The 13,039-nt window shown below is 70.2% G+C and carries 10 protein-coding genes; all 10 read left to right on the top strand.

Features of this window, described 5'->3' with window-relative positions; genetic code table 11:
- The first annotated feature begins 253 nt into the window (after positions 1-253).
- Positions 254-1,150 (top strand): squalene synthase HpnC, encoded by an 897-nt coding sequence (hpnC, locus tag AB0I66_RS11615; RefSeq protein WP_363207560.1) that lies wholly within the window; start codon positions 254-256, stop codon positions 1,148-1,150.
- Positions 1,147-2,097, top strand: a complete 951-nt coding sequence (gene hpnD, locus AB0I66_RS11610; RefSeq protein WP_363207559.1) for a presqualene diphosphate synthase HpnD — start codon at positions 1,147-1,149, stop codon at positions 2,095-2,097. The genes hpnC and hpnD overlap by 4 nt, the downstream gene beginning before the upstream one ends.
- A gap of 40 nt (positions 2,098-2,137) precedes the next feature.
- Positions 2,138-3,619 carry a hydroxysqualene dehydroxylase HpnE gene (gene hpnE / locus AB0I66_RS11605; RefSeq protein ID WP_363207883.1) on the top strand — a complete coding sequence of 494 codons (1,482 nt, stop codon included), beginning with the start codon at positions 2,138-2,140 and terminating at the stop codon, positions 3,617-3,619.
- A gap of 68 nt (positions 3,620-3,687) precedes the next feature.
- Positions 3,688-4,746, top strand: a complete 1,059-nt coding sequence (locus AB0I66_RS11600) for a polyprenyl synthetase family protein (protein ID WP_363207882.1) — start codon at positions 3,688-3,690, stop codon at positions 4,744-4,746.
- Between the two features lie 103 nt (positions 4,747-4,849).
- A complete protein-coding gene (gene shc, locus AB0I66_RS11595; protein ID WP_363207558.1) occupies positions 4,850-6,844 on the top strand; it encodes a squalene--hopene cyclase in 1,995 nt (664 codons plus the stop codon).
- Complete coding sequence (locus AB0I66_RS11590; RefSeq protein ID WP_363207557.1) at positions 6,844-7,494, top strand: 1-hydroxy-2-methyl-2-butenyl 4-diphosphate reductase; 651 nt, start codon at positions 6,844-6,846, stop codon at positions 7,492-7,494. Before shc ends, AB0I66_RS11590 begins: the two co-directional genes overlap by 1 nt.
- Positions 7,495-7,499: 5 nt before the next feature.
- The gene (hpnH, locus tag AB0I66_RS11585; RefSeq protein ID WP_363207556.1) at positions 7,500-8,525 is read left to right on the top strand and encodes an adenosyl-hopene transferase HpnH; all 1,026 of its coding nucleotides are present in this window, start codon (positions 7,500-7,502) and stop codon (positions 8,523-8,525) included.
- A gap of 4 nt (positions 8,526-8,529) precedes the next feature.
- Positions 8,530-9,696, top strand: a complete 1,167-nt coding sequence (gene ispG / locus AB0I66_RS11580) for a flavodoxin-dependent (E)-4-hydroxy-3-methylbut-2-enyl-diphosphate synthase (protein WP_363207555.1) — start codon at positions 8,530-8,532, stop codon at positions 9,694-9,696.
- A gap of 24 nt (positions 9,697-9,720) precedes the next feature.
- Positions 9,721-11,601: a 1-deoxy-D-xylulose-5-phosphate synthase gene (gene dxs / locus AB0I66_RS11575; protein ID WP_363207554.1), complete on the top strand. Its 1,881-nt coding sequence runs from the start codon at positions 9,721-9,723 to the stop codon at positions 11,599-11,601.
- Entirely contained in the window at positions 11,598-12,983 is a 1,386-nt protein-coding gene (locus AB0I66_RS11570; protein ID WP_363207553.1) for an aspartate aminotransferase family protein, read from the top strand. The genes dxs and AB0I66_RS11570 overlap by 4 nt, the downstream gene beginning before the upstream one ends.
- Positions 12,984-13,039 lie beyond the last annotated feature (56 nt).

The following is a 13,039-nucleotide window of genomic DNA, read 5'->3' as shown; positions in this document are numbered from 1 at the left end:
CGGTGGTTGTCCCAAGTCCCTTGAGCCCAGGGAAGATTGACGCCAATCGGTGTGTTGTTGTGATGCGCGGAACACCCCGACGATGCAGGCTGCGTTGTACAACGTAAGCTGTAGCGGTGCTGATTCGCGGCAAGTGGGGCGATATCGTGCGGCGCCCCCGGCTAATGGCACGGTCCGCCTCGCGGAGGGCCGGGCGGCGTGTCCGAAATAGGATGTATTGGGTCGGCAGTGTAGAACGGGAGATGTGACGGCAATGGCTACGGATGATCTCCATCTGCGCGACGCATCCGCCGTCCTCGCGAAGGCCGCGGACGAGAACTTCCCCGTGGCGCCCTTCTTCCTGCCCCGCGCCTGGCGCGACGACCTTATGGCCGTGTACGGCTACGCCCGCCTCGTCGACGACATCGGCGACGGCGACCTGGCCCCCGGCGGCGCCGACGCCCGCCACCTCGGTGTGGATCCCGGGGCGGCCGACGACCGGCTCGCCCTCCTGGACGCCTTCGAGGCCGACCTGCACCGGGTCTTCGACGGCACACCGAGGCACCCGCTGATGCGCGCGCTGCAGCCCACCGTGCTGCGCTGCGACCTCACCCCCGAACCCTTCCTCGGCCTGATCGCGGCCAACCGCCAGGACCAGCTCGTCGCGCGCTACGAGACGTACGACGACCTCCTCGCCTACTGCGAGCTGTCCGCGAACCCCGTGGGCCGGCTCGTGCTCGGCATCACGGGCACCGCGACGCCGGAGCGGATCCGCCGCTCGGACGCGGTGTGCACCGGGCTCCAGATCGTCGAGCACCTGCAGGACGTGGCCGAGGACCTGGCACAAGGCCGCATCTACCTGCCCGCCGAGGACATGAGGCGATTCCATGTCCAGGAGCAAGATCTCGCCGCGCCGACAGCAGGCGCATCGGTGCGCGCACTGGTTGCATATGAAGCAGAACGCGCCCGCTGCCTCCTGAATGAAGGCACCCCCCTGGTGGGTAGCGTCCACGGCAGGCTGAAGGTGCTGCTTGCAGGTTTCGTGGCTGGGGGGAGGGCGGCGGTCTCCGCGATCGCCGCCGCCGGATACGACGTACTTCCTGGACCGCCGAAGCCCACCAAACCGCGTTTGCTGCGCGAGGTGGGGGCGGTTCTGCGAGGAGAGGGGTGAGCCGGACCGTGGAGTCAGGCCCGAACGTGTCCGCGCCGGTACTCGCCGCATACAGCTACTGCGAGGCCGTCACCGGACAGCAGGCACGCAATTTCGCGTACGGCATCAGGCTGCTGCCGATGCCCAAGCGCCGCGCCATGTCGGCGCTCTACGCCCTCTCGCGGCGCGTGGACGACATCGGCGACGGCGCGCTCGCCCCTGACGTCAAGGCCGAGCGCCTCGACGAGACCCGGGCCCTCCTCGCCCGGATCCGCGCGGGGAACGTGGACGAGGACGACACCGACCCCGTGGCGGTCGCGCTCGCGCACGCCGCGGACCACTTCCCCATCCCGCTCGGCGGGCTCGACGAGCTGATCGACGGGGTCCTGATGGACGTCCGCGGTGAGACGTACGAGACGTGGGAGGACCTGAAGGTCTACTGCCGGTGTGTGGCAGGGGCCATCGGGCGGCTCTCCCTGGGCGTGTTCGGCACCGAGCGGGGGGCGCTCCATGCCGAGCGCGCGCCGGAGTATGCCGACACGCTCGGCCTCGCGCTCCAATTGACCAACATCCTGCGTGACGTGCGCGAGGACGCGGAGGGCGGGCGTACGTATCTGCCCGCCGACGACCTCGCCAAGTTCGGCTGCTCCGCCGGGTTCTCGGGCTCCGAGCCGCCCGCCGGCTCCGACTTCGCCGGGCTCGTGCACTTCGAGGTGCGCAGGGCGCGGGCGCTGTTCGCCGAGGGGTACCGGCTGCTTCCCATGCTGGACCGGCGCAGCGGGGCCTGCGTCGCCGCCATGGCGGGCATCTACCGCCGCCTCCTCGACCGCATCGAGCGGGAGCCCGAGGCGGTCCTGCGCGGCCGTGTCTCGCTGCCCGGCCACGAAAAGGCGTATGTCGCCGTCCGCGGCCTCTCCGGTCTCGATGCGCGCACCATCTCCCGACAGACCGTCAGGAGGCGTACTTGATGGGCATCCGCGGCGAATGCGGTGAACGTAGGGCAACCCCCTGCAACCGGCGGGCAACCCTCCGCCGGGCCCTGGCGTCCCAGACTGCAACCGCCGAGGGAGAAAGAGCATGAGCGACGACGACACGCGGTCGGCCGCGGAGGCCGACGGCAAGGTGGGCCGCGGGGCCGCCGTGGTGGTCGGCGGCGGCCTCGCCGGGATCACCGCGGCGCTGTCCCTGGCCGACGCGGGGTTGCGTGTGACGCTGCTCGAAGGGCGGCCGCGCCTCGGCGGGCTCGCCTTCTCCTTCAAGCGCGGCGAACTGACCGTCGACAACGGCCAGCACGTCTATCTGCGCTGCTGCTCCGCCTACCGCTGGTTCCTCGACCGCGTCGACGGCGCTGCCCTCGCGCCCCTGCAGGAACGTCTCGACGTGCCCGTACTCGACGCCGACCGCAACCGGCTCGGACGGCTGCGCCGCACCGCGCTGCCCGTGCCGCTGCACCTGGCGGCGAGCCTCGCCACGTACCCGCATCTGTCGCTCGCGGAGCGCGCCAACGTGGGCCGCGCCGCGCTCGCCCTCAAGGGACTCGACCCGGCCGACCCCAAGCTGGACGGCCAGGACTTCGGCAGCTGGCTGGCCGAGCACGGTCAGTCCGCGCGCGCCGTCGAGGCGCTGTGGGACCTGGTCGGCGTGGCCACGCTGAACGCCGTCGCGGGGGACTCCTCGCTGGGGCTCGCGGCGATGGTCTTCAAGACCGGGCTGCTCTCGCAGCCGGGCGCCGCCGACATCGGCTGGGCACATGTGCCCCTCGGTGACATCCATGACACGCTCGCCCGCAAGGCGCTCGACTCCGCGGGCGTGCGAACCGAACTGAGGACACGCGTCACCTCCATCTCCCCTACGGAGAACGGGGGTTGGCGGGTCGAAGTTCCCGGCGAGACGCTCGATGCGGAGACCGTCGTGCTCGCGGTGCCGCAGCACGAGACGCACGATCTGCTCCCGGACGGCGCCCTGGACGAGCCCGACCGGCTGCTCGACATCGACACCGCGCCGATCCTCAACATCCACGTCGTGTACGACCGCAAGGTCCTCAAGAGGCCGTTCTTCGCGGCCATCGGCTCGCCGGTGCAGTGGGTCTTCGACCGGACCGACGCCTCCGGACTCACCGAGGGCCAGTACGTCGCACTGTCCCAGTCCGCCGCCCAGGACGAGATCGACGCACCCGTCGCCGCGCTGCGCGAGCGCTATCTGCCGGAGCTGGAGCGGCTGCTGCCCGCCGCGCACGGCGCGGAGGTACGGGACTTCTTCGTGACCCGGGAGCGCACGGCGACCTTCGCGCCGACTCCCGGTGTGGGCCGGCTGCGGCCCGGTGCTCGCACCAAGGCTCCCGGTCTGTACCTGGCCGGGGCGTGGACCGCCACCGGGTGGCCCGCGACCATGGAGAGCGCCGTCCGCAGTGGCATCAGTGCCGCCGGGGCCGCTCTCTCCGCACTCGACCGCCCACGTGATCACCTCTTCGACGTCGAGGAGGCCGCGTGAAGCCAGCCCTTCTGGGGTCAGGTCCCCAGAAAGCCAGCATTGGAACAAGAGGAGAGACTGTGCCGACTGTGCCCTCGGCCGAATCGGCTGCCGACACGGTGGACGTGACCTCACTGCTCGAGCGCGGAAGGACGCTGGCGACCCCGGTGCTGCGGTCCGCCGTGGACCGCCTCGCACCGCCCATGGACACCGTCGCCGCCTACCACTTCGGCTGGATCGACGCCGAGGGCAACCCGTCCGACGGCGACGGCGGCAAGGCCGTGCGCCCCGCGCTCGCCCTGCTCTCCGCGGAAGCGGCGGGGGCCGCGCCGGAAGTCGGCGTACCCGGAGCCGTCGCCGTCGAGCTGGTCCACAACTTCTCGCTGCTGCACGACGACCTCATGGACGGCGACGAGCAGCGCAGGCACCGCGACACGGTGTGGAAGGTGCACGGCCCGGCCCAGGCCATCCTCGTCGGCGACGCCCTCTTCGCGCTCGCCAACGAGATCCTCCTGGAGATCGGCACCGTCGAGGCGGGCCGCGCCACGCGCCGCCTGACCACCGCGACCCGCGCCCTGATCGACGGCCAGGCGCAGGACATCTCCTACGAGCACCGCGAGCGGGTCACCGTCGAGGAGTGCCTGGAGATGGAGGGCAACAAGACCGGCGCCCTGCTCGCCTGCGCGGTCTCCATCGGCGCGGTCCTCGGCGGCGCCGACGACCACACCGCCGACGTCCTGGAGAAGTACGGCTACCACCTCGGCCTCGCCTTCCAGGCCGTGGATGACCTGCTCGGCATCTGGGGCGACCCGGAGTCCACCGGCAAGCAGACCTGGAGCGACCTGCGCCAGCGCAAGAAGTCTCTGCCGGTGGTGGCCGCGCTCGCCGCGGGCGGGCCCGCGTCCGAGCAGCTCGGCGAGCTGCTCGCGGCCGACGCCAAGAGCAACGACTTCGACAGCTTCTCCGAGGAGGAGTTCGCCGCGCGCGCCGCCCTGATCGAGCAGGCGGGCGGCCGCGAGTGGACCGCCGAGGAGGCCCGGCGCCAGCACACCGTCGCCATCGAGGCCCTGGACACCATCGAGATGCCGGAGCGGGTCCGGGCACAGCTCGTCGCGCTCGCCGACTTCGTCGTCGTACGGAAGAGATGATCACTATCGGGCAGATATAGCGCTCGCAGTCGCCGGCCGGCGCCCAGCGCGTCGGCCGACGGCGGACCCACAGCAGAGAAGACGACTGCACGAAGGGGAAGCCATGACAGCGACGACCGACGGAAGCACCGGAGCGGTGACGCCCCGCGCAACCTCGGCCAGCCAGCCACTCGACCACGCCGCCGCGACAGCACGGCCCCATGACGCCGCCGCGCGCGCCATACAACGCTCCACCGAGTTCCTGCTGGGACAGCAGGACGCCCAGGGCTGGTGGAAGGGCGACCTCGAGACCAATGTGACGATGGACGCCGAGGACCTGCTGCTCCGTCAGTTCCTCGGAATCCGGGACGAGAGGACCACCCGCGCCGCCGCGCTCTTCATCCGCGGCGAGCAGCGCGAGGACGGGACCTGGGCCACCTTCTTCGGCGGCCCCGGTGAACTCTCCACCACCATCGAGGCGTACGTCGCGCTGCGCCTCGCGGGCGACGCCCCCGACGACCCGCACATGGCGAGGGCCTCCGCCTGGATCCGCGGCCAGGGCGGCATCGCCGAGAGCCGCGTCTTCACCCGCATCTGGCTCGCCCTGTTCGGCTGGTGGAAGTGGGACGACCTGCCCGAACTCCCGCCTGAGCTCATCTACTTCCCCAAGTGGCTGCCCCTCAACATCTACGACTTCGGGTGCTGGGCCCGGCAGACGATCGTGCCGCTCACGGTCGTCTCCGCCAAGCGCCCCGTCCGCCCCGCGCCCTTCCCGCTGGACGAGCTGCACACCGACGTACGGGTCCCGAACCCGGACAAGCCCCTTGCCCCCATGGGGAGTTGGGACGGCCTCTTCCAACGCCTGGACAAGGCGCTGCACGTCTACCACAAGGTCGCGCCGCGCAAGGTCCGCAAGGCCGCGATGAACAGCGCCGCCCGCTGGATCATCGAACGCCAGGAGAACGACGGCTGCTGGGGCGGAATCCAGCCGCCCGCCGTCTACTCCGTGATCGCGCTGCATCTGCTCGGCTACGACCTGGAACACCCGGTCCTCAAGGCGGGCCTGGCGTCCCTCGACCGGTTCGCGGTGTGGCGCAAGGACGGCGCACGGATGATCGAGGCGTGTCAGTCGCCGGTCTGGGACACCTGCCTCGCGACCATCGCCCTCGCCGACGCGGGCGTGCCCGCCGACCATCCGCAGCTCATCAAGGCCGCGGACTGGATGCTCGCCGAGGAGATCGCACGGCCCGGTGACTGGTCCGTCCGCAGGCCCCAACTGGCCCCCGGCGGCTGGGCGTTCGAGTTCCACAACGACAACTACCCCGACATCGACGACACCGCCGAGGTCATCCTGGCGCTGCGCCGCGTCGACCACCCAGACCGCGCCCGCATGGAGAACGCGATCAGCCGCGGAGTGCGCTGGACCCTGGGCATGCAGTCCAAGAACAACGCCTGGGCCGCCTTCGACGCCGACAACACCAGCCCGTTCCCCAACCGGCTGCCGTTCTGCGACTTCGGAGAGGTCATCGACCCGCCGTCGGCCGACGTCACCGGGCACGTCGTCGAGATGCTCGCCATCGAGGGCAAGGCACACGACCCGCGCACCCGGCGCGGCATCGAGTGGCTGCTCGCCGAACAGGAACCGGACGGTTCCTGGCTCGGCCGCTGGGGCGTCAACTACGTATACGGCACAGGGTCCGTGGTGCCCGCGCTCACCGCCGCCGGCCTGCCGGGCTCGCACCCCGCGCTGCGCCGCGCCGTCACCTGGCTGGAGTCGGTGCAGAACGACGACGGAGGCTGGGGCGAGGACCTGCGCTCCTACCGCTACGAGGAGTGGCGGGGCCACGGCGTCTCCACCGCCTCACAGACCGCCTGGGCGCTGCTCGCGCTGCTGGCCGCAGGAGAGCGGGACTCCAAGGCCGTCGAGCGGGGCGTCGCCTGGCTCGCCGAGACGCAGCGGGACGACGGCTCCTGGGACGAGCCGTACTTCACCGGCACCGGCTTCCCCTGGGACTTCTCCATCAACTACCACCTCTACCGGCAGGTGTTCCCGCTCACCGCCCTTGGCCGGTACGTCAACGGAGAGCCGTTCGCCGGCCTCTCCGTCAAGGGGGGTTGATGGAGAGGACCCCGGCCGCGCCGGACCCCGCGCCGCTGCTGATCGCCTGCGCGCTCGGCATCGAGCACCTCGCCCTGCGCACGGGTGACCGCGGGGGCGCGCACGGGCGGGTCACCCTGCTCCGTACGGGCATGGGCCCCAAGAACGCCGAGCGCGCCGTCACCGGCGCCCTCGGCAAGGAACCGCTGCGCCACGCCGCCGTCGTGGCCACCGGTTTCTGCGCCGGGCTCGCCCCCGGCATGCACCCCGGCGACCTGATCGTCGCCGACGAGACCCGCGACGCACATGGCCACACGCCCTGCGTCGGCACCGATCTGCTGGTCAAGGAGCTGGAGCGGGCCGTTCCCGGCCGCACCGTGCACACCGGCCCGCTCACCGGATCCGACCATGTCGTCCGAGAGCACGAACGTGCCGGCCTGCTCGCCACGGGAGCGATCGCGGTGGACATGGAGTCCGCCGTGACCCTGCACAGCGCGCTGCGGGCGGGAGACCGTCCCGTTGCCGCCGTCCGGGTGGTCGTGGACGCCCCACAGCACGAACTCGTCCGCATCGGCACGGTGCGCGGTGGAATATCAGCTTTCCGTGTTCTTCGCGCCGTGCTTCCCGCATTTTTCGAATGGCACCGTTCTTCTTTGCTCCCACGGAGGTGAGCCAGATGGCCATGCCGCTGCGCCAGACCATCAAGGTCGCGACGTATCTCTTTGAACAAAAGCTCCGCAAGCGTGAGAAGTTTCCGCTGATCGTCGAGTTGGAGCCGCTCTTCGCGTGCAACCTCGCGTGCGAGGGATGCGGGAAGATCCAGCACCCGGCCGGTGTGCTCAAGCAGCGCATGCCGGTGGCCCAGGCCGTGGGCGCCGTCCTTGAGTCCGGTGCGCCGATGGTGTCCATCGCCGGTGGCGAACCGCTGATGCACCCTCACATGGACGAGATCGTGCGGCAGTTGGTGGCCAAGAAGAAGTACGTCTTCCTCTGCACCAACGCCATGCTGCTGCGCAAGAAGCTGGACAAGTTCACGCCCTCGCCGTACTTCGCGTTCGCCGTGCACATCGACGGCATGCGGGAGCGGCACGACGAGTCCGTCGCGAAGGAGGGCGTGTTCGACGAGGCGGTTGCGGCGATCAAGGAAGCCAAGAAGCGCGGCTTCCGGGTCACGACCAACTCGACCTTCTTCAGCAACGACACCCCGCAGAACATCATCGAGGTCCTCAACTACCTCAACGACGAGCTGCAGGTCGACGAGATGATGCTCTCGCCCGCCTACGCCTACGAGAAGGCCCCCGACCAGGAGCACTTCCTGGGCGTCGAGCAGACCCGCGAGCTGTTCAAGAAGGCCTTCGCGGGGGGCAACAGGCGGCGCTGGCGCCTGAACCACTCGCCGTTGTTCCTCGACTTCCTGGAGGGCAAGGCGGACTTCCCGTGCACCGCGTGGGCGATCCCGAACTACTCGCTCTTCGGCTGGCAGCGCCCCTGCTACCTGATGAGCGACGGGTACGTCCCGACGTACAAGGAGCTCATCGAGGAGACCGACTGGGACAAGTACGGCCGCGGCAAGGACCCGCGGTGCGCCAACTGCATGGCGCACTGCGGCTATGAGCCGACCGCCGTCCTGGCCACCATGGGCTCCCTGAAGGAGTCCATCCGTGCCGCCCGCGAGACGGTCTCCGCCAACCGCGCGGGGTGACGTCATGACCCCTGGAACGCCTGTCGCACTGGGCCTTCCTGAGCTGCCGGTCCGGCCGGTCGCGGAGCGCCGCCTCGCGCGGCGCATCGAGGTCGGGCCGGTGGCCGTGGGGGGCGGCGCGCCGGTGTCGGTGCAGTCGATGACGACGACGCGTACGTCCGACATCGGCGCGACGCTGCAGCAGATCGCCGAACTCACCGCGTCCGGCTGCCAGATCGTGCGGGTCGCCTGTCCTACGCAGGACGACGCGGACGCCCTGGCGACGATCGCGCGCAAGTCGCAGATCCCGGTGATCGCGGACATCCACTTCCAGCCGAAGTACGTGTTCGCCGCGATCGACGCCGGGTGTGCGGCGGTGCGGGTGAATCCGGGAAACATCAAGCAGTTCGACGACAAGGTGCGTGACATCGCCCGAGCCGCGTCGGCGACGGGCACCCCGATCCGGATCGGCGTGAACGCGGGTTCGCTGGACGCACGCCTTCTCAAGAAGTACGGCAAGGCGACTCCGGAGGCGCTTGTCGAGTCGGCCCTGTGGGAGGCGTCGCTCTTCGAGGAGCACGGCTTCAGGGACATCAAGATCTCGGTCAAGCACAACGACCCGGTGGTCATGGTCAACGCCTACCGCCAGCTTGCCGCGGCCTGCGACTATCCCCTGCACCTCGGCGTGACCGAGGCCGGACCGGCCTTCCAGGGCATGATCAAGTCGGCGGTCGCCTTCGGCGCGCTGCTCTCCGAGGGCATCGGCGACACCATCCGCGTCTCGCTGTCCGCGCCGCCCGCCGAGGAGGTCAAGGTCGGCATCCAGATCCTGGAGTCGCTGAACCTGCGGCAACGCCGCCTGGAGATCGTCTCCTGCCCGTCCTGCGGCCGCGCCCAGGTCGACGTCTACAAGCTGGCCGAAGAGGTCACCGCGGGCCTGGACGGCATGGAAGTGCCGCTGCGTGTCGCCGTCATGGGGTGTGTCGTGAACGGGCCGGGGGAGGCCCGTGAGGCGGACCTCGGCGTCGCGTCAGGCAACGGCAAGGGGCAGATCTTCGTCAAGGGCGAGGTCATCAAGACCGTCCCCGAGTCGAAGATCGTGGAGACCCTCATCGACGAGGCGATGAAGATCGCCGAACAGATGCAGGACGACGGCGTCACCTCAGGGGTGCCGGACGTCACCGTGAGCTGAGTTCCACCAGAGAGGGGGCCGAGCATGACCATTCTGGAATCCATCCGGGGGCCGCGTGACCTGAAGGCGCTGACCGAGGACGAGCTCGTCGAACTGGCCGAGGAGGTCCGGGAGTTCCTGGTGCACGCGGTCGCCAGGACGGGAGGTCACCTCGGTCCCAATCTGGGGGTGGTGGAACTCTCCGTCGCCCTCCACCGGGTCTTCGAGTCGCCGCTCGACCGCATCGTGTGGGACACCGGACACCAGAGCTACGTGCACAAACTCCTGACCGGCCGGCAGGACTTCTCCAAGCTGCGCGGCAAGGGCGGCCTGTCCGGCTACCCCTCGCGCGCCGAGTCCGAGCACGACATCGTCGAGAACAGCCACGCCTCGACGGCACTCGGCTGGGCCGACGGCCTGGCCAAGGCGCGCCAGGTACTGGGGGAGCGGGGCCACGTCGTCGCCGTCATCGGGGACGGCGCGCTGACCGGTGGCATGGCGTGGGAGGCCCTCAACAACATCGCGGCCGCGAAGGACCGGCCGTTGATCATCGTCGTCAACGACAACGAACGTTCGTACGCCCCCACCATCGGCGGCCTCGCCGACCACCTCGCCACGCTGCGCACGACCGACAGCTACGAACAGGTCCTGGCCTGGGGCAAGGACATCCTCCAGCGCACGCCCGTCGTCGGGCACACGCTGTACGAGTCGCTGCACGGCGCCAAGAAGGGGTTCAAGGACGCCTTCGCGCCGCAGGGCATGTTCGAGGACCTGGGCCTGAAGTACGTCGGGCCGATCGACGGTCACGACACCGGGGCCGTCGAGTCGGCACTGCGACGTGCGAAACGCTTCCACGGCCCCGTCATAGTCCACTGCCTCACCGAGAAGGGCCGCGGCTACGAACCCGCGCTCGCCGACGAGGCCGACCGCTTCCACACGGTCGGCGTGATGGACCCGCTGACCTGCGAGCCCCTCGCACCCTCGAACGGGCCCTCCTGGACCTCGGTGTTCGGCGACGAGATCGTACGCATCGGTGCCGAGCGCGATGACGTGGTCGCGATCACCGCGGCCATGCTGGGACCGGTCGGTCTGACGAAGTTCGCCGAGGCCTACCCCGACCGGGTGTGGGACGTCGGGATCGCGGAACAGCACGCCACCGTGTCGGCCGCCGGGCTCGCGACCGGCGGCCTGCACCCCGTCGTCGCCGTCTACGCCACCTTCCTCAACCGCGCCTTCGACCAGCTCCTGATGGATGTCGCGCTGCACGAGTGCGGCGTCACCTTCGTCCTGGACCGGGCCGGGGTCACGGGTGTCGACGGGGCCTCGCACAACGGCATGTGGGACATGTCGATCCTCCAGGTGGTGCCGGGGCTGCGGATCGCCGCGCCGCGCGACGCGGACCAACTGCGCGCGCAACTGCGGGAAGCGGTCGCCGTGGACGACGCGCCGACGCTTCTCCGCTTCCCCAAGGAGTCGGTGGGACCGGCGATTCCCGCGGTGGACCGGATCGGCGGCATGGACGTGCTGAGCCAGGACCCCGATGCCGATGTGCTTCTCGTGGCGGTCGGCGTGATGGCGCCCGTCTGCCTGCAGGCAGCGGATCTGCTGCGGGAGCGGGGCCTCACCTGCACCGTGATCGACCCGCGCTGGGTCAAGCCGGTCGACGCCGAGCTGCCCCCGCTGGCCGCGCGGCACCGCGTCGTGGGGGTCGTGGAGGACAACAGCCGGGCCTCCGGGGTCGGCGCGGCCATTGCCCTCGCACTGGGCGATGCCGAAGTCGACGTACCCGTAAGGCGGTTCGGCATCCCCGAGCAGTTCCTCGCGCACGCCAAGCGGGCCGAGGTGCTCGCGGACATCGGGCTCACCCCCGTAGAGATCGCGGGGCGGATCAGCGCCACCCTGGCAGCCAAGGAGCACGGAGCATGACCAAGGAGTTCGACCTCGGCAGACTCCTCGCCGAGCGGGGCGCCGAGCGCTACGAACTGCACGCGCGGCATCTGAACCATCAGCTGCCGCGCATGCTGCACACCATCGGCTTCGACAAGGTCTACGAGCGGGCCGAGGGCGCGTACTTCTGGGACGCGGAGGGCAACGACTACCTCGACATGCTCGCGGGCTTCGGGGTGATGGGCCTCGGCCGCCACCACCCCGTCGTACGCAAGGCGCTGCACGACGTCCTGGACGCCTCGCTCGCCGACCTGACGCGCTTCGACTGCCAGCCGCTGCCCGGCCTGCTCGCCGAGAAGCTGCTCACGCACAGCCCGCACCTGGACCGGGTCTTCTTCGGCAACAGCGGCACCGAGGCCGTCGAGACCGCGCTGAAGTTCGCGCGGTACGCGACAGGCAGGCCGAGGGTGCTCTACTGCACGCACGCCTTCCACGGCCTGACCACCGGCTCGCTCTCGGTCAACGGCGAGTCGGGCTTCCGGGACGGGTTCGCGCCGCTGCTGCCCGACACCGCGGTGCCGCTCGGTGACCTGGACGCCCTGCGCGCGGAGCTGGCCAAGGGCGACGTGGCCGGGCTCATCGTCGAGCCCATCCAGGGCAAGGGCGTGCACGCGCCGCCGCCCGGCTATCTGCTCGCCGCGCAGGAGCTCCTGCGCAAACACAAGGCGCTCCTCATCGCCGACGAGGTGCAGACGGGCCTCGGCAGGACCGGCGACTTCTACGCCTACCAGCACGAGGAGGGCGTCGAGCCGGACCTGGTGTGCGTCGCCAAAGCGCTGTCCGGCGGCTATGTGCCGGTGGGCGCGACCCTGGGCAAGGACTGGATCTTCAAGAAGGTCTACTCGTCCATGGACCGGGTGCTCGTGCACTCGGCGAGCTTCGGGTCCAACGCGCAGGCCATGGCGGCCGGGCTCGCGGTCCTGGCCGTCATGGAGGACGAGAAGACCGTCGAGAACGCGCGCGTGACCGGCGAGCTCCTGAAGACGCGGCTAGGCGCGCTCGTCGACCGCTACGAGCTGCTGAGCGAGGTGCGCGGCCGGGGCCTGATGGTCGGCATCGAGTTCGGGCGCCCCAAGTCACTGAAGCTGCGCGGCCGTTGGACCATGCTGCAGGCGGCACGCAAGGGGCTCTTCGCGCAGATGGTCGTCGTGCCGCTGCTGCAGAAGCACCGCATCCTCACCCAGGTGTCCGGCGACCATCTGGATGTCATCAAGCTGATCCCGCCGCTGACCGTCGGGGAGCGGGAGGTCGACCGGTTCGTGGAGGCCTTCACCGCCGTGATGGACGAGGCGCACAGCGGGGGCGGGCTGATGTGGGACTTCGGCAGGACACTGGTGAAGCAGGCGGTCGCAAACCGCTGAGGTCCGGAGCAAGCACTTTTGCCTCTGGGGCAAGAAAGTTGCCTCGGAGGCAAGAG

The organism is Streptomyces sp. NPDC050439 (assembly GCF_040655335.1).
GTDB lineage: Bacteria > Actinomycetota > Actinomycetes > Streptomycetales > Streptomycetaceae > Streptomyces.
Note: the sequence above shows the minus strand (reverse complement) of the source record. Positions and strands in the feature narration are given on the sequence as shown.

Bases quoted from the DNA above. Each gene is read 5' to 3' on its own strand.
- dxs (WP_363207554.1), top strand. From the start codon at position 9,721: ATGACCATTCTGGAATCCATCCGGGGGCCGCGTGACCTGAAGGCGCTG.
- AB0I66_RS11590 (WP_363207557.1), top strand. From the start codon at position 6,844: ATGGAGAGGACCCCGGCCGCGCCGGACCCCGCGCCGCTGCTGATCGCC.
- shc (WP_363207558.1), top strand. From the start codon at position 4,850: ATGACAGCGACGACCGACGGAAGCACCGGAGCGGTGACGCCCCGCGCA.
- ispG (WP_363207555.1), top strand. From the start codon at position 8,530: ATGACCCCTGGAACGCCTGTCGCACTGGGCCTTCCTGAGCTGCCGGTC.
- AB0I66_RS11570 (WP_363207553.1), top strand. From the start codon at position 11,598: ATGACCAAGGAGTTCGACCTCGGCAGACTCCTCGCCGAGCGGGGCGCC.
- hpnH (WP_363207556.1), top strand. From the start codon at position 7,500: ATGGCCATGCCGCTGCGCCAGACCATCAAGGTCGCGACGTATCTCTTT.
- hpnC (WP_363207560.1), top strand. From the start codon at position 254: ATGGCTACGGATGATCTCCATCTGCGCGACGCATCCGCCGTCCTCGCG.